Here is a 20,721-nt window from a genome sequence, read left to right on the forward strand (position 1 = left end):
CTGGGTCTCGATGTAGTTCTTGCAAATTTAGTAACGGTAATGGGCGAAAGCCTTGTTAGCCTCGGCCATGCGGTGAGTTTCTTCCCGTTTGCGGATAGTCGATCCAGTCTCGTTAGCCGCATCCATCAACTCATTGGCTAACTTGCTTGCCATAGTGCGACCCGAACGCTGTCTAGAAAATTGAGTCAACCAACGCAGTGCCAACGCAGTACCCCGCTCAGAGCGAACCTCCATCGGAACCTGATAGGTTGCACCACCAACCCGCCGTGCCTTCACTTCCACCAAAGGCGTAGCGTTTTTCACAGCCCGTTCAAATAGCTCTAGTGGGTCGGAGCTAGTCCGCTCTTCCAGAATTTTGAAGGCATCGTAGACAATGCCGTAGGCGATAGACTTTTTGCCTGCCCTCATCAAACGAGCCACCATCATATTCACTAGGCGGCTGTTATAAACCGGATCAGGCGTGACTGGACGTTTTTGAGCAGCAGTTCGACGAGACATGGATAACTAACCTTAAAGATTTGTTCAAGCAAGACTAGAGTAATACACCAACCCCTTCCGACAGTCCAAAATGACCGCACGAAATTCTCAAACCCCACACAGCGAGAAGCGATGTTGAAATGAATTTCTACTTCAACGTTTCCCTCTACATCTGTCCGCAACCAGAGCTTAGCCACAACGACCTTACATTCAAGCCGCTACCGCTGCAAAACTGGCGGCGTGATCCATCGCCAATCAAAGTAAAATCGTCACTGGAAGCACCCTGCCTCCAGATAACTCAAGCTTTTGGACGTTTAGCACCATACTTAGAGCGGCCTTGCTTCCGATCCTTCACTCCGGCAGTATCCAACGTACCGCGAATGATGTGGTAACGGACCCCAGGCAAATCCTTGACCCGGCCACCCCGAATCATAACCACTGAGTGCTCTTGCAGGTTATGACCAATACCCGGAATATAGGCAGTGACTTCAAAACCAGACGTCAAACGAACCCTAGCAACCTTACGCAGTGCAGAGTTAGGTTTCTTGGGCGTCGTGGTATATACCCTCGTGCAAACACCGCGACGCTGAGGGCAGCTCTTAAGAGCTGGAGATTTCGTTTTCTTTTGAACTTTTTGGCGTTCGTTATGGATAAGCTGCTGAATAGTTGGCATGAGCTAGGATAAACTTTACCCTTGTAATGAATTACAGTTGACCTCAGTTTTCACAGTCTCTAACTATATCGATTTTAATGGATGACTGTCAATTTGTGTTTTTTATAGGTTTTCTAATATCTGACAAGATTTGCGAATATATAGGAATATATAGATGGTTAAGAGCAGTTAAAACCGCGACTACGCAGATACAAGAGACCTGGACAAACCCATACAAATAGTACGGACAAGGCAACGCAGACAAAACGCGCCTGTGCGAACTTTCAGGGTCAATTCAACCGGGGTCAATTCAACCGGGGTCAATCTACAGGATCAAATTTACAGGATCAAGATACAACTCTCCCGGTAGATTTGCGTGCACATACTCTATGAAAAGCTTCACTAGTTCATTCAAGCCTTTTCTAATTTGAGAGTAGCAAAATTATCAATTAGCTGAGGCTTGCCTTCCTGATCTACAGCACCGAAATTAGTGAGAAAACGGCGGATTGGATCGGGTAGGTGGGAAAAGTCAAACACAGCATCGCCATTGGCAATATCGGCCCAGAAGTAGCGCAGCTCTGGAACAATCGTTTCGGCTTGAGCATGAGGCAAATTCAAGGGCGGGTGGGTTAACAGCTTTAACATAAATGAACTAGATCGTTCGCCCATCCATTCCCGAGATGAGTGTAGCAAATCAGACCAGTCTGGCACCTGGGTGACTCGACCTGACTCAATTTGGAGCCAACAATTGCCTGCATCATCCTGCTGAAATTCCAGTACCCGATAGGGGTGAGGATAGCTGACTAGGGAACCTGTCGTAATTTCATACAAACCCTGATGCTGGGTTACATCTTGAACATGCAAGTGGCCAGTAAATAGTAGCTGGACTCCTGCTGCCTGCAGTAATGGCAAAAGCTCGTTGCTATTCTCCAGCATATAGCGTCGTCCCAAAGCGCTGGACCGTTGGCCTGGCAGGTGTTCCAGAACATTGTGGTGCAGCATGACTAACAGCAGTTCATCTCGGCTTGCGGCTAGCACCTGTTGCAGCCATTCAAGCTGGTCTGGATCAAGATAACCAGAATGGAGCTGCTTGCCTTCTAAATCAAATCCATTCGAGTTTAGTCCTATCAACCGGACACCGGGCAGTACCTCGCAGGTGTAATAAGGTTGAGCTAGATCTGTGTAGCCGAATTTCTGGTAATAGCGAGGAAAATCGGCCAAGCCAATGGTCTGTGCTGTCGCTTCTCGTTCCACTACATCATGATTTCCGGGAATTACATAGACCGGGTAGGGAAGCTGGGCTAAGCGTTGCACCAACCAAGCATGATTATTGGGTTCCCCATGCTGAGTTAAATCACCGGGGATCAGCAAAAAATCCAAATCAACATGGCTCAGTCGTTCTAGGACCGCTTCTAGGGCCGGAATGCTGACCTCAACTAGATGGAATCGTTTGGGGTGGTGCCAAATTGTCTGAGGTAAAGCGATGTGGGGATCGCTGAGAATAGCAAAGCGGAATTTAAGACTCATTTAGTAAACCAGTTGGTTAAACGAAATTCTCTCTATGGAGAAGAGCTAGAGGCTGAAAAAGGGACAGCAGGCCGAATCAAGCGACTCATCCTTCATCTTTACATCTTCTCGATCCTCTGTTGCAATTCCTTTTTTATGGTCCAGCTCGCATATTTCTGCTTGCTTGCTACCGATCCGATTTCTCTGATTTCTCTGACTGCAAGTCAGTAAACTCGTCAAAGGTTTTGAATTTCAAGCCCCTTCAGTAATTTCGGATAGGCTCTGAATGCAGCTCAACTCGCGACTGGCGCGGTGCTCCTTGTGGCTAGAGAAGCGGTTAAGGTCGGGCTTAGGAGCGCTAAGATCGGTAGCTGAGTCGTAATCAGGAGAATCCAGTGCCCGTTGTTCGAGTTCGCCAGCATGTCAATCCGTTAAGTCAGAAATATCAGCAGCCACTACAGCTACCAGATTGGCACAAGGTTTATGCGGCACCGATGCAGCCGCTGCACCTAGACATTGGCTGTGCCAGGGGAGCATTTTTGCTAGAAATAGCTCAACAGCAGCCGGAGCGGAACTTTTTAGGTTTAGAAATACGGGAACCGCTGGTGTTGAAAGCGAACGAATGGCGCGATGAACTAAGGTTAGTGAATTTGCACTACCTGTTTTGCAACGTCAACTCGGCTCTCCGGCCCTTGCTGGCATCGTTGCCACCGGGTGTATTGCAGCGTGTTACGATTCAATTCCCTGATCCCTGGTTTAAGAAGCGCCACCAAAAGCGGCGAGTGGTACAGCCAGAGATGGTGGCACTGTTGGCTGACTATTTAGCTCCTGGTGGCATGGTGCTACTGCAATCTGACGTAGAAGCTGTTGCAGTGGAAATGTGCGACCGCTTTGAGGCCGAGTCTCGATTTAGACGACAGAACCAGGATTGGGTAGCGACTAATCCTTTACCCGTGCCTACCGAACGCGAACAGTCTACGTTGGCTAAGGGTGAACCGGTGTACCGAGCTGTGTTCCTGAAAAAAGAACCTGAAGACGCCTAGAGAACTAGATCCAGGAGGGGAACCAGCGACGCAACTGCAAGCCTTCTGGCGACAGCGGCAATCCTAGGAATAGCGGCATCCAAAACACAAAACCAATCAGCACTAGACCAGTTAGCGTAATGGCAGCGGATTTTTGCCAAGTCTGATGGCCTTGCCACCAGCGGTCGATCAACAAAGCTAACAGCAGCACGGCAAACACTAGCGATCCCATGTAGTGATAGATAAACAGACAGCGAGTCACCCGGACCCATGGCAGCAGGTTCGCCGCCCAGTTGATCAGTAAATAAGCCACAGCCCAGACGTAGGCAGGCGAGAGTGGAGCATGTTCAGCTACTTCGCCGCTATTAGATTGACCTGCTGATAGCTTTTGCCAGATTTGCTGAGCCAACAGCACCATGAGCAGAACAACGACGGCCGTGGAAAACCACCAGAGAATCGGATTTCCCATAGCGTGCACATCATAAATGACGGTAGCGGCTTCGGCAGGTAAGGGTGGCCCCACTAGCGGTAAGGCTTCCTCAGGAGTTTGGGTGGTTTTGTAGAAGTAGGCAACCGGACGTAGCATCAGCGGCCACGTATGCCACAGAGAACAATAGGGATGGGCATCTAAGCCACCCACCCGCTTGTGGTAGTCAAACGTTTCAAGCTGCAACTGCCAGAAAGTGCTGCTGCCAGGATCAACATAGATATAGGGCAGCCAGCTCAGATAGTAGGTCAGAGCAGGTACGAGCGCGAAAGCAACCAGGATATGCCCTAAATGCAGCTGAGTTAGATTTTGCAGCGGTGACCGGGGCTGGTAAGAGTGCAGGGTTGTGAATCCAGGGGCTGTAAGGCGCGATTGCACCCAGGCGACAATCCAAGCTATTCCCCAAACTGCATAGGCCCCTAACAAAAACCCCATGCCATTCCATTTGATTGCCGCAGAGCCACCAAAACCAACTCCAGCCAAAATCAGGTAGAACCAGCGCTGCCAAGCAGTTGCCTGTAGAGCGACGAGCAAAAACAGATGTCCCAGTAAACCAAACAAAACCAGGTAGACATTATTGAGAGCATAGCGCGACTCAACCAGAAACAAGCCATCTGCACTGATCAACAGTGCAGCAATCAAAGCGTAGCTAGAACGGCGAGTTAGCTGATAGGCAATGGCTCCTATCACCAGTGGAATGAATGCGCCTGTCAAGGCATTTAGCCAGCGATAGCTGAAGGGAGACAGCAGCAATCCGGTGAGGCCGTTTTTCGGATCTACATTGCCCCAGGGTAGGTGATTACCAATCCAGATGCCGATCGCAATGATGTAGGTGCTGAGGGGCGGATGGCCGGTAAATACGATTTCACCCTTGAGGAAAGCGCTGGCGAACTTGGCGTAGTAGACCTCGTCGAATACCAAGGTGTTGAACCGAGACAGGCCCCAAAATCGCAGCAGTAGAGAGAGCAGAAAGATTCCCGCCATGCCGATTCCAAACCAAGGAAACTGGCGAGATTTGGCTTGCGCAGAAGTAGTCAACGGCATAGCAATCAGCTCAGAGAATCCAGCACACCATTACTGTCTTATCTACCCTACCGTAAGGCTCTGAAATCAAACCCTGAAATCAACAGCCTCTCTTGTTGAAAGCCCGCCCAAAATTGAAATTTCGATTGGTTCGTCAACCAGCTTGGTGACAGCGAATCCTAGCTAGCCATTCCATCTTCTTCTAGGATCAAGAAAGCCCTGCTACGAGTCTGCCATGAGCCTGACCGAACAGATTCTTGCCCCACTGCCCGACAACCCGTTAGATAGCCTGAGACGAGCGGACCAGCTTTGGCGAGCATACCGGGACGCCTCTCTGCCATTGCCGACGGTTGTGAGAGAAGATCCCCAGCCGCTGGAGCTAGTGGATTGGGACGTGGTGATCTGCGGCGGCACGCTAGGTATTTTAATTGGCGCGGCTTTGGCCCAGCGAGGTTGGCGAGTAGCGCTGCTCGAACGAGGGATACTGCGCGGGCGCACCCAGGAATGGAACATTTCTCGCCGTGAGCTACAGGTTTTGGTTCAGCTGGGCTTGCTGTCTGCTTCCGAGCTGGAGCAGGCGATCGTGACAGAGTATAACCCGGCCCGGATTCAGTTTCATCAGGGGGTAGAGCTGTGGGTCACGGATGTGCTGAATGTGGGTGTCGATCCGGTCTTTTTGCTGGAAACTCTAAAGCTCAAGTTCTTAGCCGCTGGCGGCCAACTATTCGAGCAGGCTGCATTTGAGTCGGCAGTGGTTCATCCCAATGGCGTCAGCATCACAACGACCGATGCGACCCAATTTACTGCCCGGCTGCTACTAGATGCGATGGGCCACTTCTCACCGATTGCGCGGCAGACTCGACAGGGGCAAAAACCAGATGCGGTTTGTCTGGTAGTAGGCAGTTGCGCCCAAGGATTTCCAGATAACCGGACCGGCGATTTGTTTGCTTCGATCACGCCAACCCAGAACCAGTGCCAATACTTTTGGGAGGCGTTTCCGGCCCACGACGGCAGAACGACCTATCTCTTCACCTATCTTGATGCCGATCCAGCTCGTCCCAGCCTAGAAGCTTTATTTGAGGATTATCTGCGGTTGTTGCCTGCCTATCAGGAAGTGGAGCTGTCTGAACTGCAGTTTCAGCGGGCGCTGTTTGGCTTTTTCCCCTGCTATCGGCAAAGCCCGTTACCCGTCCGCTGGCATCGAGTGCTGGCTGTGGGGGACAGTAGCGGCAGTCAGTCTCCCCTCAGTTTTGGTGGCTTTGGGTCCATAATCCGCCATTTGGAGCGGTTGACACTGGGAATTCATGCGGCTCTAGACGCCGATTTGCTGCAGCGGTCTGATCTAGCTCTGCTTCAGCCCTATCAACCGAACTTAGCTGTCACCTGGCTATTTCAGCGAGCCATGAGCGTGGGAATACAGCAGTCGATTCCGCCTCACCAGATCAATCAGCTTCTGTCGGGTGTGTTTGCCCAAATGAGCCAGATGGGCGACCGGGTGCTAAAGCCGTTTTTGCAGGATGTCGTTCAGTTTCCGGCCTTGTGTCAAACTATGCTGCGAGTTTCGCTGGCCAATCCTGGACTGGTGATTAAAGTAATTCCGCAAGTGGGACTGTTCACCCTGTTGGAGTGGTTGATGCACTTTGCTCTGTTGGCAGTTTACACGATGCTTTATCGAGTGGGGAGAGCGCTTCAGCCTTGGAGCAAACAGCTATCTGCCAGCCAACGCTATCGGTTTGATCGGTGGCTGGAGGCTTGGCAGTACGGCTCTGGGCAGGATTATCACGAGTAGCCATTGCCGGGGTTAGGTGCCGATAAAATTGGGGCTTGCTGGGGTCAAATCCAGCAAATTTTAGCTAGATTTAATTTCCTGACGCAAAATTTAGGCGATTTAACCTGCAGAATTTTCTTATCGGAACTTCTTATCGGAACTTAGTTTTTCGCTCCGTTCAGCCACACGATCGCAGGTTCAGATCTGAGCCAATCAAGCTAGGCCAGGTTGAAATCCCTTCATTCTATAGAGCTTATAGAGCACCAATATGAAAAAAGCACTTTACATGCTCTCCGAGTTTAGCGATCGGGACTTTGATTGGCTGATGCATGCGGGCAAACGTAAGAACGTGCCTGCTAAAGAAATTTTGATCTACGAAGGAGAACCTACCGATGCCTTCTACCTGGTTCTACAAGGAACGCTGGCGGTGAGCGTTGAGGCGATGGGAGGCGAAGAAATTGCCCGCCTTGGGACCGGAGAGATTGTGGGTGAGATGTCGTTTATTGATAGTCGCCCTCCGGCAGCAACCGTGAAGGCCGTTGAAGACTCGCTGGTGTGGGCTATTCCCCGGATGAAGCTGGCCGCCAAATTGTTGCAAGATGTCGAATTTGCATGCCACTTTTACCATGCGATCGCCGTGTTTCTGGCCGATCGCTTGCGCGGTACCGTTAGCCGTTTGGGATACGACAAGGAGCATCCACCCAATGATGACGAAAGCAACGTCAACCCGCAGGTGATCGACAATTTAGACCTGGCTAAGGCACGACTCAACTGGTTGCTCAACCGTCTGCGAGGAAGCTAGTTGCATGGAGTTCTCACTGGCACGGCAGCGCTTTTATCAAGAGATTCACCAGCCCGATGCTGAAATCAATCTGGGCAGAGCCGCGTTATATCTAGCTCAAGAAGAATATCCAGAGCTGGACGTAGAAGAATACCTGAATGCTATCGATACAATGGCCGCCGAGGTTGCAGAACGGCTGCCGCCCCAGAGGTATCCGCTGCGCATCATTCAAACTATCAACCAATACCTGTTTGCAGACCTCAAGTTTCGCGGCAATACGGATCAATACTATGACCCACGCAATAGCTATCTGAATCAAGTGATCGACCGGCGGACTGGCATCCCAATTACGCTATCGCTGATCTATCTGGAGATTGCCGCCCGCATCGACTTCCCGATGGTAGGGATCAATATGCCTGGTCATTTTTTGATTCGCCCAGTAGGGGAAGGGATGCAGATCTTTGTCGATCCGTTCCATCAGGGTGAGGTGTTATTTGCTGAAGATTGCCAAGACCGATTAAGCCAGATTTTTAGCCGTCCGATGCAGATGCAACCAGAGCAGTTGCCCGCGATTAGCCCCCAGCAGTTTTTGGCGCGGATGCTGGGCAACCTGAAGGCAATTTACCTGTCCAAGGGTAAGATTCAGAAGGCACTGGCAGCTATTGACCGAATCCTGTTGCTGTTTCCAGATTCGATCACCGACCGCCGAGATCGGGGCTTGCTCTACTACCAATTGGGCCGGTGGCCGGAAGCCTGCCGCGAGTTAGAGACCTACTTGGCTGAAGAGCCACTCGCAACTGACACTGGTTTGATCCGAAGCCTATTGCAACGCATGCAGAACAGCGAAGGCGCTGAGTAGAGCCACCCATCAGAGCAGTTGGGCCTCTAGGCTTTAATACATCTAAGTTTTAATACATCTAGGGACAAAACAGCAAAACTGAGCTATAAAGACACTACATCTTGCCTCAGCTCTGTATCCCTAAAACGGTGATGGTCAATTTGCTTCCCCTCTCTGCGACTGATGGCTCGCTGCTCGACTCGGCTGAAGCAGGACGCGCGCTGGTGTCTTTGGGTTCAACTCCCGATTCACCCCGGTCGCTTAGTCTTGATCAAGTCATGCTGAAGTGGTCTGATGCCCTGCCAGAACTGGCAGCCCCAGTGGCCCCTGCCCAGTTGGCCGCCATGCAGCGGCTCGTGAAACGAATTGCCCAGTTGCGTTCAACCAACAATCAAGCCACGGATACTCCAGAAACGCTGCTGCCCTACGTGTCCTCCGAAGCGCAGGAGGTTTTGCTTCAGTTCGGCCACACTCCGTGCAACTCAGCAGTGCCTTCTGAGGCAACAGTAGGCCAGACGGCAGGATTACAGCCTGAAAAGGTTCAGCTACTTAAAAAACTAATTCCTTACTGGCTCTGGAGCATTGCCAGGAGCACCCATGAGACCGTGCAGTTGATCGAGGGCGTGACTGCTGATGTGGAACAGGGTGATCAAACCTGGCAGGCAGGAATCGTGCGTTTAGTTGTGATGCTAGAGCTAAAAACCGAGCGGGGTGTAGCGAAACTTGATCTCGTCACAGAGCAGCCCACGCTGGCACTACTACACAACAGCCGGATCCAAATCCAAGCTAGCCTACTCACCCCACAGCCCACGGCAGCTTCGGTGCTACTCCAACAGCTAACGGCTCAAATTATCGCCACTGAACCTGCTTTGACACCATTTTTCCACGGGCTGACAGCCGATTGGCTGATTCCCCAGTTCGACTGGCAATCTGGGAACGTGAGCCTGCAGCTAGGCTTGGAGTTCAGCCCCAGCCCGATCAGTTCGTCTGAATCTACTGGCCCCCCGCTCCTCCTCCGCTTCAGTCACCCTGCTTGGCTGGAACAGCACATCACCAGCGCGGTCGAGCACCAACTAACGCAGCTTCTGGCTCACTGCCGCTTGGCTGCCCCCAGTCGTGCCGATGCCTTAATGGCAATTGTGCAACAGGGCTGTACCGCTATTGACCAGTTGCAATTCTCGCTCAGCTTAGCTAGCCGCACGTTTGCTCAACAGTCTTTGCCCCTTGATGAGTTGGGGCTACGGCTCCTCTGGGGAATTAATCGCACAGCCTATGAGGTGATGCAATTCACTAGCGGCGTTCGGGTCAACCTATGGCAACCTCAGCAAGCCCAGTCCAATGGCATCCTCAGATTTGTGGTGCAGTTGGTGATTCGAACACCCATGCAGGAACAACAGTTCGACTTAGTGCGGCGCGCTTTAGGATCCCCCCCCGCTTCCCCAATAGCAGCAGCGATTGTGCAGTCGAGCGAGCATGAGTGGTGCCTGCAACCAACCCTATTAACTCACCTAGAAGCCAGACTGTGGCAACAGATTGAGCACAATGCACCTGAACTAGCACTGCTGCGCTCAGACACCGAGGTCAACATCAAAACCGATGGGGCCATCTGGCAGAGCGGTGTGATTCAGCTCCAGACAGCCTTTGAATTCATAGCCCACTAGCTCGCTGTTGCCAGCTGAGATGTCCCCCAACCGCTTAACGAACCCGATATGAAACTAGAAGGGCAAGCGAAATACATCCCCATACACGCTATCCTGATCGACGCGACGCGACGAGTTGGGCGAATCGTAAAGCACGAGCAGAGCATTGGCTTCTCCTAGGCAGGGAAAAAGCGCTATTCCTTCGGCTTTATCGCCGCTGGAGCTGTAGGGCAATTCAAACACACACTCTAGCGAATTGGACTCTAGCTCGCAGACAGTTTCATTGAGTCTATGCAAGGCATCTCGCCAGCAGTAAAGACGCTGCGTCCCGGTCAAATCCATCGTTGGTCCGGCCAGGATCAGCAGATCATCACCATAGAAGCAAATATCACGGATTCCCAGGCCGTCTAGCTGCAAGAAATGTTTTCGATAGCGCTGCTCGCTTGACTCCAATGGCTTCAGGGCCAGCGTGTCAACGTCGGCGTCCTCCAGCTCCAGCTCCAGTAGAATGGCCCAACCCCGCAAAACAGGCCCCCGCAGACCTAAAAACAGCCGATTTTGCCGCACTGCTATACCTTCAACATCGAACCCGTTTTCTTTTCCAGGCAGCCGATTTGCCACATAGTCAGCCAGATGGTCATCATGATGTAGCGCTTTCATCAAGTGATTGCCCTGCTTTTTCTGCTTGAGGCAGGCTGCGGTTAACTGCCGATCGGGCTGCTTGGGGTCAGGGCAGGACTGATGGAGTTGACCCTCTACAACCGGGATACGGGCAATTAGGTAGCGATTGGGATCGGGTTGCACTTTCGTTAGCCGCTGGATATCCTTTTCTAGGCTTTTGCCTTTGGGCTTTTTGCGTTTGGTGCTGTGGGAACCGGTCAGCCACAAATAAGAGTCGGCATAATCCAATCCCTCGATGTCGATTTCTCCCAAGCTGTCGTCAATCTTCAGAATCTCATGCAGCGGAAACGGCTCATGATTGCCATATTCGCAACATTTCAGGACTGATAGCCGATCCAGCGTATTTAGCTCTTGGTCATCAATCTGACTTAATTCGTCAGAACCAACCCAGAGGTTGCCATCAGAGTCCAGAGCAACAGCAGATAGATTGCTGAGTAGGCTCCTAGAACCGGACCTGAAACGCAATAGAACTCGACTCAGCAGAAATGACTCCGCCATAGGGTTGCAATGGGTTGAATTAAAACGGTTAACTAGAGCCGACTATAAACCATCCGCTGGACTACCGCCGAGCCTCAAAGCATACAATCGTCTGACGGCACCGTAGCTTGACGAGCTGGATCAACCGAAAAGGAGTTCCCGCAACCACAGTGACTGACAGCATTTGGGTTGTGAAAGCGAAAACCGCCCCCCATCAAGTCTTCGGAGTAATCCAGGCTGAGGCCGTTTAGATAGGTCCAGCTTTGGGAGTCAATGACCACCTGAATTCCATCACAGTCCACGACGCGATCATCAGGCGCAGTTGTTGGGTCGAGGTCCAGCGTGTAAAACCAATCCGCGCATCCACCTGCCTGAACCCCCAAACGAAATCGCGCCCTAGCATCCAGACACTTAGACTGCATGCGCTGAACTTCGCCAATTGCTGCTTGACTGAGGTGAATCATCGCCACGGTTCTACAGAAGGATTGCTTACAGCCTTTGATCTTACCGCTTTCTCTAAACTAAAACAGGGCAGGCGCTGCCTACCCCATCTAGAATCTGTTCTGAGCTGAAGTTATCTGAATAGCCTAGCCGCGAGCATAGTCATCCTGATAGCGAACGATGTCGTCTTCACCCAGATACTCGCCATTCTGCACCTCAATCAGCACTAGTGGAATCACGCCAGGGTTTTCTAACCGATGCTTTGTGCAGGCTGGCACATAAGTGGACTGATTACAGAACAGCAGCTTTTCTTCTTCACCGCAGATCACCTTGGCCGTGCCAGAAACGACAATCCAGTGCTCGCTGCGATGATGGTGCATTTGCAGACTGAGCCGATGGCCTGGCTTCACCTCAATCCGCTTGATCTTATAGCCCTGCCCTTCTTCCAAAATTGTGAAAGACCCCCAAGGGCGTAATTCGGTTGCCGCGATCCCTTTCGGCACAATGGAATTGCTCAGCGTCAGAGCAGCAGCGGGTTGAGCTTTTTCTTTGGGTTGAGCCACGTTTATTTCTCCTTGGACAATTGCAAGACCGATGTGTAAACCAATGGTGAGATGCTTGGTTGTGCAATGATGCGGTTAAAATCTTCGCAATTACAGGGACACGAAAACCGAAGATAACCATATCAAAATGTTCCCGGTTTCCGCATCGTTTCCGTCAGTACTTTACCGGATTTACATGCATTCTTCATTCAGGTAAGGCGCTGTTCAATGTAGCTTTATTTTGCTGCACTTCTCAAGCAATCACCTGACTCAAACGGCTCAACCTAGAAGATGATCAACAAACTTTAGGAATTGGGCTGGATGAATACGCCGATGCCATTGTGGACAGGTGCTGCCGTAGCGGCCGAGCGGTTGAGGAGTTGGCCACCCAGATACAGTGTGGTTGAGCTGCCGCCATCCAGGTTGAGGGCGTTGACAAAACCCATGCGCTGGGCGATCTGAGCGATCTCGGCCAGGGTAGGACCGGCACCACTCACACGGTTGTGGACCGTTAATAGCGCTAGGGTGCCTTCAGCCGTCGTGGCAATCATGCTGCGGGGCGCAGCTTCCTGGATAAAAGCGGTTGAGAAGCGTTCGGACTGGGGATTCAAAACAACGCGGCGGTTTTGCAGCAACAGGGGTCCTGCTCCTAAAACCTGGGCATAGCGACTAAATTCGTCGGGTTGAGTTAGGCCGGTGAGCTGGAGGCTGGTACCCACAGCCAGCGTGTTCAGCACAGTGTTATCGGCTCGCACCACCAAAAGATAGCCATCCGACGGAATTGGCACGGTAGTTTGGCCAGCTTTGAGAATGCGCTTTTGATCGACAACGCGGTCTTGGCGTACCGTAATCACCACTTCGTCATCCAGAATCGTTTTGTAGCTGCGGCCCCAGTCGGGGGTGTAGCGAGCCACGCCTGCTCCCACATAGCCGCTGTTGGTAGACTGCATCACCAGCCGCTGACCGCCAGAAGTCATCAAAGTTTCCTGCAGGCTCAGGTGGCCGACCGTCGCTTCGCCTGTGTCATTCCAGCCAATCGCGCCCCGGTTCAAAATTGGCCCAGAGATCCAGCGGCTCTCACTGCGAATCGCCCCCAGGGGCAGCTGATTGTTGCGGTTAAAGAAGCCAGCATTGATGGCGGCGATGCCTTCCAGCCGCTGGATCGTTGCCGAGAGGGGAGCCGTACCCACATTGCCTGTCGAACTGCTGACAATTGGCCTTAATGACACACCTGGCTGGCGCGGGTCTACCTCTAACTTGACGACGGGAAACCGCCCGCTATTGATCTGCACCCACCGCTGCTGCCAACGGACACCCGGTGCCCAAAGAATATTGCGTTCTACTAGAGAATCTGGACGCACATCAATCAGCAGCCGGTTAGGGTTATCGAGCGACCAAACTCGCGGACGCAGACCATTGGCATAGCTAAGGCGAAGCACGGTGCGATTGCCATTAGCCTCCAGCTTCAGCGACTTGATCTGCTTCCCAGCCTTGGCCGCAAAACTACTCGCAACGGCAGGATTCAGGCGGGCATCAATCGTGACAGTTGTTTCCCCCTGCTGTTCGCTCACCCGCCAAGGAGCAGCCTGATCCAGGTCAATCACCACCCGGTCTCCCCAAGTTTGGGGACCTTGCCGCACCGCATTGACCTGGGCCTCAGGCGTAGAAATCTGGAGGTCTTCTCCCTGCACCTCCACCCGCCAGCCAAACTGCTGCGTTAGTTTAGAGATATCGACATAGCGATACTGCTTGGTTAACCAGGTAGCCAAATTCAACGGCGTAGTACGGTGATCTGAGAACCATTCCACTGGCTGTTGGGTGACGTCGCTGGTGTCAAGCAACTCGATGCCCAGCGCTTCGATCAATCCCGCATCGGCAATGCCCAAACTTTGCTGCCGCTGGCTCCAAGGAATCTGCAATTTCCGGCCATTCAGGGTGATTTGTCCACCGTGACGGGTGATAGAGACCGGAATCGAAGCCTGAGCCAACGTGGGAACCCAAGCCGGACTGTGAGCCGCTGGAGACAGCACAAAGTTTTGAAACGGTTCAGCATTGCCCTGCTGCTTGTTGAACATCAGGGAAAGGGCAACGACCACTAGGGGCGAGAGGAGTACGAGTCTAAATCGGCCTAGGGGAGAAGAATGGGGGAGATAGGTGCTTTGAAATCGACGATGCCGTAATCGACGATGGTGACGAGTTCTAGCTCTAACCACGGTTTTTATCTTCGAGTGTGAGGAGTGAACGGTACTGGTAAGTGTTGTTACAGATATTGGTATTAGGTGATCTGCGAAAACGCATCCTAGCGAACCGGCATAGCTCGAACGGCTACCGAACATGAGAATGGGGTTTGAGTTCTGGAGGTCCGTACTGCTTGCTGAAGGATCAGGTGCTTAAGTACTCGTTTTCCAGAATTTCCCACCTTTGCCCGGATGAGGAGAGGGATTTTACAAATCGTTGCCAACTGAATATACAGCGTTTTTCACTCGTGTGAGGTATGGGGGTGTAGGGGCGAAGCCCCCACGCAGAGGCACTGCCCCTGCACCCCGTTTCTTGGACTTCACTGGCCTGAAAAAGGCTGTAAGTGCAATTCTGATATCAGCCCGATTCTCAGCAGATGTCAAGCATCTATCAAAAAACGGTTACTGTAGTCACCTTTGTTTAGGCGATTAGTTTCATAATTGAAGAGGAAGACAACCCTGTCGTTCATGGTTATTGAAGGAGTGTTAAGGAGTAAGCAGCAGAGTGATTTGGGGCATTGACCGATTGGATAGCCTTCTAGCTAGTCAACCCACAAATTCAAAAATGCAACCAAAAATGATTGATTGAGCCTAGGTCCGAGGGATTGCCAAGGTGAAACAAATTTTTATAATATTTTTACTCTGTCCTTTTCATAGTTCATAGTGTTGCTCTTGGTTAAGCGGTTGGCTTGACGAGGCGGGCGTTCCGCAAAGGGTCATCTTATGCTACAGCCTTTTTCAGGCTAGTGAAGTCCGAAAAACGGGGTGCAGGGGCAGTGCCTCTGCGTGGGGGCTTCGCCCCTACACCCCCATACCTCACACGAGTGAAAAACGCTGTAATTCCAGAGAGCCGATTTCAAGGAGTGTGACTGAAGCAACTCCAGTTAATTGTTCTCTCGTAACCTTACACCAGCTTTAATTTGTGACCCACTTTACATTCAATAGCTTGGAATCGTGCCAATGCCTGAACAACGGTTGGCTCCGGTGATTGGCTCTGGTTGGTGGCGTTTGTGCAACCAGATTTGAACAATTCCTAAGCGCTATTTTAGTCTTCGTTCTGACTGCAAATCGTGAAAGATTAGTAAGTATTGGTAAGCGTTAGTGAAGCTTTTTTCCTAAGTTATTCGTTCAAATAAGTTCAAAAAGAATTGCATCCGGTTTAAGTGAATTTGTCACCTCGTGGGGGTAATACAAGCGTGAATCAAAGTCAATGGAACAATCAGGGACAAGTTGGTTATGCTGGTCAGCCGTGGCTCATAGAAGAAAGGGATGCCTGCGGCGTTGGCTTTATTGCCGATCAATATGGACGAGCTAGCCACGATCTGATTCGCAAGGCCCTGACGGCTGCAACCTGTATGGAACATCGGGGCGGTTGCAGTGCGGACCGAGATTCAGGCGATGGGGCAGGCTTAATGACGGCCATTCCCTGGGAGCTGTTGCAGGAATGGATGGCCGCGGCAGGTATCAGCGTCTCTTCTACGGATCAGCTTGGCGTAGCAATGATTTTTCTGCCGCAGGCAGAAGAAGTGGCACAACAAGCTCGCCAAACCGTGGAGGCAACTGTCACTGCCGCTGGGTTGAGGTTGCTAGGTTGGCGTAAGGTGCCAATCAATCCAGCCGTTTTGGGCAGGCAGGCCAGAGAAAACCAGCCCCAGATCGAGCAAATTATTGTTCAGTCGGATCTAACCGGAGAAGCACTAGAACGGCAGCTTTACATTGCCCGCAAGCGGATCCAGCGCTCTCAACCCGCCGATACTCGCGATAACCTGGCCTGGAAAGACTTCTATGTCTGCTCTTTCTCTCACCGCACAATGGTCTACAAAGGCATGGTGCGTTCCGAGGTGCTGGGTACCTTCTACAGCGATCTGACCAACCCGGCCTACAAGAGCGCCTTTGCCATTTACCACCGCCGCTTCAGCACCAACACCATGCCTAAGTGGCCTCTGGCCCAGCCAATGCGGTTTTTGGGTCACAACGGAGAAATTAATACACTGCTGGGGAACATCAACTGGATGATGGCGCGGGAAGCCGATCTAGCCCTGCCGCAATGGGGTGATGATCTAGCCATCCTCAAGCCTACGGTTGATCCAGAGCGGAGCGACTCGGCCAACCTGGACAATGTGATGGAGCTGCTGGTGCAGTCGGGGCGCAGTCCGCTAGAGGCGATCATGATTATGGTGCCAGAGGCCTATCAAAACCAGCCGGATCTAGACGAGCATCCCGAAATTGTCGATTTCTACGAGTACTACAGCGGCATTCAGGAACCCTGGGACGGTCCAGCGCTGCTGGCCTTTAGTGACGGCAAAGTGGTCGGTGCCACGCTGGATCGCAACGGTCTGCGTCCAGCTCGCTACAGCATCACCCGCGATGGCTTGATTGTGGTGGCCTCGGAAGCAGGAGTCATCGAGCTGCCAGAAGCCGAGATTGTGGAGAAGGGACGCCTCGGCCCCGGTCAGGCAATTGCAGTCGATCTGGAACAGCATGAGATCCTGAAAAACTGGGACATCAAGCAACGGATTGCCAGCCGGCATCCCTATGGGGAATGGCTCGCCGCCCATCGTCGCGAACTCCAACCACAGGCGTTCCAAGACGCTACCCAGCTCGATGTCGAGATGCTACTGCGGCAGCAAATTGCCTTTGGCTACACTAGCGAAGATGTGGAAATGGTGATCGAGGAGATGGCGTCTCAGGGCAAGGAGCCGACCTTCTGTATGGGCGATGATGTGCCGCTAGCCGTGCTGTCGAGTAAGCCGCGTCTGCTCTACGACTACTTCAAGCAACGGTTTGCCCAGGTCACCAACCCGGCAATTGACCCCCTGCGGGAAAGCTTGGTGATGTCGCTGTCGATGCAGTTAGGGGAAAGAGGTAATTTCCTGGACGTAAAGCCGGAATATGCCCATTTACTGAAGTTAACCTCTCCAGTCCTTAACGACGCCGAGTTGGAGCAAATTCGCCAGTCCGAGTTTGCCACTGCCGATCTTGCAACCCAGTTCAAGATTGCTGATGGCCCGGATGGACTGCAATATGCCGTGCACCAACTTTGCCAGCAGGCAACCGCAGCTGTGCGAGACGGCAAGAAAATCTTGATTCTCAGCGATCGCCAGTCGCCAGCCGGAGTAGGAAGTCTCAGCCTAGACTATAGCTACATCCCACCCCTACTCGCCGTTGGAGCCGTTCACCATCACCTGATTCGGCAAGGTCTGCGGATGAAAGCCTCGCTGGTGGTAGACACAGCCCAATGCTGGAGCACCCATCATTTTGCTTGCCTAATCGGCTATGGAGCCAGCGCAGTTTGCCCTTACCTGGCATTGGAAACCGTGCGGCACTGGTGGTCCAGCAGCAAAACCCAGAAGCTGATGGAAACGGGCAAGATTAGCCCAGTCAGCCTGACGGGAGCACAATACAACTACCGGAAATCTGTCGAGGCCGGTCTGCTGAAGATCCTGTCGAAGATGGGTATTTCGCTGCTGTCGAGCTATCAGGCAGCGCAGATTTTCGAGGCGATTGGCATTGGTACTGACTTGCTGCATCTGGGCTTTAAGGGAACTGCTTCACGCTTGGGTGGGTTAAGCGTGGCCGACTTGGCGCAAGAAGTGATCAACTTCCACAGCCGCGCCTTCCCAGAACTGACGGTGAAGAAGTTGGAAAACTACGGCTTCTTCAACTACAAGCCGGGCGGCGAATACCACATGAACAGCCCCGAAATGGCCAAACACCTGCACAAGGCGGTGGCTGCTAAAAACTACGACCACTACCAGCTCTATCAGAAGTACCTGGAGGAACGGCCCCTGACGGCGCTACGCGACTTGCTGGACTGCAAGGGTGACCGACCCTCTCTACCGATTGAAGAGGTAGAACCGGTCGAAGAAATCGTTAAACGCTTCTGTACGGGAGCAATGTCGCTTGGCTCGCTGTCTAGAGAAGCCCACGAAACGCTGGCAATTGCCATGAACCGATTGGGTGGCAAGTCAAATTCGGGCGAAGGCGGCGAAGATCCAGTTCGCTTCCGGGTGCTGGACGATGTGAATGCAGCGGGAGAGTCGGCGCTATTCCCGCACTTGAAGGGGCTGCGCAACGGCGACACGGCCAACTCGGCAATCAAACAGGTGGCATCGGGTCGGTTTGGCGTTACGCCCGAATATCTGATGAGTGGCCAACAGTTGGAAATCAAAATTGCTCAAGGCGCGAAACCAGGGGAAGGTGGCCAGCTTCCAGGTAAAAAGGTGAGTCCCTACATTGCGATGCTGCGCCGCTCCAAGCCGGGAGTAACCCTGATTTCACCGCCCCCCCACCACGACATCTACTCGATCGAAGACTTGGCCCAGCTGATTTTCGATCTGCACCAGATCAATCCGGCAGCCAAAGTGTCAGTGAAGCTAGTGGCGGAAGTCGGAATTGGCACGGTGGCGGCAGGAGTCGCCAAAGCCAATGCCGATATCATTCAGATTTCTGGTCACGATGGCGGCACGGGTGCCTCTCCCCTTAGCTCGATCAAGCATGCAGGTGTGCCCTGGGAGCTGGGCGTCACCGAAGTGCATCGAGTTTTGATGGAAAACCAACTGCGTGACCGGGTACTGCTGCGAGCTGACGGCGGCATGAAGACCGGCTGGGACGTGGTGATGGCGGCTCTAATGGGGGCAGAAGAGTACGGCTTTGGCTCAGTCTCAATGATTGCGGAAGGCTGCATCATGGCCCGCATCTGCCATACCAACAATTGTCCGGTGGGCGTCGCTACTCAGCAGGAAAAATTGCGGCAACGGTTTACAGGTATTCCTGAGCATGTGGTGAATTTCTTCTACTTTGTGGCGGAGGAAGTACGCTCGCTGTTGGCCCGCCTGGGCTATCGGTCGCTGAAGGATATCATCGGTCGGGCCGATTTGCTAAAGCTGCGCGAAGGCGTCCAGATCACCAAAACCCAAGCCCTGAATCTAGACTGCCTGATCAACTTGCCCGACACCCGCACCAATCGCAGCTGGCTGGAGCATGTCGAAGTGCACAGCAACGGTCCTGTACTGGATGACGAAATTCTAGCTGATGTTGACATTCAGGCGGCGATTCGTGATCAGGGTACGGTCAGCAAAACCTATCGCGTGGTTAGCACCGACCGCACCGTAGGCGCACGGGTATCGGGTGTGATTGCCAAGCAGTATGGCGATAGTGGCTTTGGCGGCCAGATTACGCTGAATTTTCAGGGCAGCGTCGGCCAAAGCTTCGGTGCCTTTATCCTGTCTGGTCTAACGCTGAATCTAGAAGGTGAAGCCAACGACTATGTCGGTAAGGGCATGAACGGGGGTGAAATCATCATCAAGCCGTTTGCCAGCGCCACCTACGATCCAGCTCAGAATGTGATTGTGGGCAACACTTGCCTCTATGGAGCCACAGGCGGCACTCTGTTTGCCAACGGTCAGGCGGGTGAGCGGTTCGCTGTGCGGAACTCCTTTGGCAAAGCGGTGATTGAAGGTGCAGGCGACCACTGCTGCGAATATATGACTGGCGGTGTGGTGGTAGTGCTGGGTAAGGCGGGCCGCAACGTTGGAGCCGGAATGACTGGCGGACTCGCCTACTTCCTGGATGAGGATGGTAGCTTCCCCACTAAGGTGAATCCGGAGATTGTCAAAGTACAGCGAGTGGTGACTGCTGCTGGCGAACAGCAGCTAAAGGAACTGATCGCTGCCCATCTCGACCGCACCGGTAGCCCCAAAGCCAAGCAAATTCTCGGCCATTGGAGTGAGTATCTGCCCAAGTTTTGGCAAGTGGTACCACCGTCGGAAGCCAATAGCCCAGAGGCCGATCCAAATGCAGAAAAGGTGCTGACTTCTGTGCAGTAACAATGAATTCCATTAATCCTTGAGTTGATATGAGGGTAAGCAATCAAGCTTACCCTTTTTTATTTTTGTAAGTTGTGTGCTTTTGGCTCAATGCAGTATTGAGACTGCAAGACACTGACTTTATATAGCCTTTGCCAGAAGAAATAGAACAGAGATATTGTCATGGCGACGGCTATAGAATCTTTCCAATCATTCAATTGATCAACTTAAGCTTTCCTACCTATTTGTCAAAATAGGTCTTCCTGATGGATATCTAACATTCAATTATTGATTTTTGCACAGGATTCATATTTTCCACATTCATATTTTCCACGGTTAGTT

The 20,721-nt window shown here is 52.3% G+C and carries 14 protein-coding genes; 6 read left to right on the forward strand and 8 right to left on the reverse strand.

The window, feature by feature from the left end:
* Positions 1–27 precede the first annotated feature (27 nt).
* From rpsG to HJG54_RS05420, 3 genes are all read right to left on the reverse strand, one after another.
* Positions 28–498: a 30S ribosomal protein S7 gene (gene rpsG / locus HJG54_RS05410; RefSeq protein ID WP_036002535.1), complete on the reverse strand. Its 471-nt coding sequence runs from the start codon at positions 496–498 to the stop codon at positions 28–30.
* 277 nt (positions 499–775) lie between these two features.
* Positions 776–1,150, reverse strand: a complete 375-nt coding sequence (gene rpsL, locus HJG54_RS05415) for a 30S ribosomal protein S12 (protein WP_036002537.1) — start codon at positions 1,148–1,150, stop codon at positions 776–778.
* 390 nt (positions 1,151–1,540) lie between these two features.
* Complete coding sequence (locus tag HJG54_RS05420; RefSeq protein WP_316433794.1) at positions 1,541–2,656, reverse strand: metallophosphoesterase family protein; 1,116 nt, start codon at positions 2,654–2,656, stop codon at positions 1,541–1,543.
* Positions 2,657–3,030: 374 nt separating this feature from the next.
* Between HJG54_RS05420 and trmB the strand changes: the two genes are divergently transcribed.
* On the forward strand, positions 3,031–3,678 hold the full coding sequence (gene trmB / locus HJG54_RS05425; RefSeq protein WP_316433796.1) for a tRNA (guanosine(46)-N7)-methyltransferase TrmB: 648 nt from the start codon (positions 3,031–3,033) through the stop codon (positions 3,676–3,678).
* 4 nt (positions 3,679–3,682) lie between these two features.
* On the opposite strand, the gene HJG54_RS05430 is transcribed toward trmB, so the two are convergent.
* Positions 3,683–5,188, reverse strand: a complete 1,506-nt coding sequence (locus tag HJG54_RS05430; RefSeq protein ID WP_316433798.1) for a phospholipid carrier-dependent glycosyltransferase — start codon at positions 5,186–5,188, stop codon at positions 3,683–3,685.
* A gap of 214 nt (positions 5,189–5,402) precedes the next feature.
* Between HJG54_RS05430 and HJG54_RS05435 the strand changes: the two genes are divergently transcribed.
* From HJG54_RS05435 to HJG54_RS05450, 4 genes are all read left to right on the forward strand, one after another.
* Positions 5,403–6,956 carry an FAD-dependent oxidoreductase gene (locus HJG54_RS05435; protein ID WP_316433799.1) on the forward strand — a complete coding sequence of 518 codons (1,554 nt, stop codon included), beginning with the start codon at positions 5,403–5,405 and terminating at the stop codon, positions 6,954–6,956.
* 247 nt (positions 6,957–7,203) lie between these two features.
* Positions 7,204–7,737: a cyclic nucleotide-binding domain-containing protein gene (locus HJG54_RS05440; protein WP_316433800.1), complete on the forward strand. Its 534-nt coding sequence runs from the start codon at positions 7,204–7,206 to the stop codon at positions 7,735–7,737.
* A 4-nt stretch (positions 7,738–7,741) separates the two neighbouring features.
* Complete coding sequence (locus tag HJG54_RS05445) at positions 7,742–8,575, forward strand: SirB1 family protein (protein ID WP_316433801.1); 834 nt, start codon at positions 7,742–7,744, stop codon at positions 8,573–8,575.
* A gap of 131 nt (positions 8,576–8,706) precedes the next feature.
* Entirely contained in the window at positions 8,707–10,215 is a 1,509-nt protein-coding gene (locus tag HJG54_RS05450; protein WP_316433803.1) for a hypothetical protein, read from the forward strand.
* Positions 10,216–10,269: 54 nt separating this feature from the next.
* Here the strand turns inward: HJG54_RS05450 and HJG54_RS05455 are convergent, their stop codons facing one another.
* The 4 genes from HJG54_RS05455 to HJG54_RS05470 form a co-directional block, all read right to left on the reverse strand.
* Positions 10,270–11,373 (reverse strand): DUF3616 domain-containing protein, encoded by a 1,104-nt coding sequence (locus HJG54_RS05455; RefSeq protein WP_316433804.1) that lies wholly within the window; start codon positions 11,371–11,373, stop codon positions 10,270–10,272.
* Positions 11,374–11,447: 74 nt separating this feature from the next.
* Positions 11,448–11,816 carry a HesB/IscA family protein gene (locus HJG54_RS05460; protein WP_316435612.1) on the reverse strand — a complete coding sequence of 123 codons (369 nt, stop codon included), beginning with the start codon at positions 11,814–11,816 and terminating at the stop codon, positions 11,448–11,450.
* 123 nt (positions 11,817–11,939) lie between these two features.
* Complete coding sequence (locus HJG54_RS05465) at positions 11,940–12,317, reverse strand: phosphomannose isomerase type II C-terminal cupin domain (RefSeq protein ID WP_316435613.1); 378 nt, start codon at positions 12,315–12,317, stop codon at positions 11,940–11,942.
* 323 nt (positions 12,318–12,640) lie between these two features.
* Positions 12,641–14,548 carry a phosphodiester glycosidase family protein gene (locus HJG54_RS05470; protein WP_316433805.1) on the reverse strand — a complete coding sequence of 636 codons (1,908 nt, stop codon included), beginning with the start codon at positions 14,546–14,548 and terminating at the stop codon, positions 12,641–12,643.
* A 1,220-nt stretch (positions 14,549–15,768) separates the two neighbouring features.
* Here HJG54_RS05470 and gltB point away from each other — a divergent pair.
* Positions 15,769–20,400, forward strand: coding sequence for a glutamate synthase large subunit (gene gltB, locus HJG54_RS05475; RefSeq protein ID WP_316433806.1), 4,632 nt, complete (start codon positions 15,769–15,771; stop codon positions 20,398–20,400).
* The last annotated feature ends 321 nt before the right edge of the window (positions 20,401–20,721 follow it).

It is taken from the genome of Leptolyngbya sp. NK1-12 (assembly GCF_032598965.1).
GTDB lineage: Bacteria > Cyanobacteriota > Cyanobacteriia > Elainellales > Elainellaceae > Elainella.

Coding starts and splice junctions, on each gene's coding strand:
- HJG54_RS05460 (WP_316435612.1), bottom strand. CDS start 11,816: ATGATTCACCTCAGTCAAGCAGCAATTGGCGAAGTTCAGCGCATGCAG.
- rpsL (WP_036002537.1), bottom strand. CDS start 1,150: ATGCCAACTATTCAGCAGCTTATCCATAACGAACGCCAAAAAGTTCAA.
- HJG54_RS05455 (WP_316433804.1), bottom strand. CDS start 11,373: ATGGCGGAGTCATTTCTGCTGAGTCGAGTTCTATTGCGTTTCAGGTCC.
- HJG54_RS05430 (WP_316433798.1), bottom strand. CDS start 5,188: ATGCCGTTGACTACTTCTGCGCAAGCCAAATCTCGCCAGTTTCCTTGG.
- HJG54_RS05450 (WP_316433803.1), top strand. CDS start 8,707: ATGGTCAATTTGCTTCCCCTCTCTGCGACTGATGGCTCGCTGCTCGAC.
- rpsG (WP_036002535.1), bottom strand. CDS start 498: ATGTCTCGTCGAACTGCTGCTCAAAAACGTCCAGTCACGCCTGATCCG.
- HJG54_RS05440 (WP_316433800.1), top strand. CDS start 7,204: ATGAAAAAAGCACTTTACATGCTCTCCGAGTTTAGCGATCGGGACTTT.
- HJG54_RS05420 (WP_316433794.1), bottom strand. CDS start 2,656: ATGAGTCTTAAATTCCGCTTTGCTATTCTCAGCGATCCCCACATCGCT.
- HJG54_RS05445 (WP_316433801.1), top strand. CDS start 7,742: ATGGAGTTCTCACTGGCACGGCAGCGCTTTTATCAAGAGATTCACCAG.
- HJG54_RS05435 (WP_316433799.1), top strand. CDS start 5,403: ATGAGCCTGACCGAACAGATTCTTGCCCCACTGCCCGACAACCCGTTA.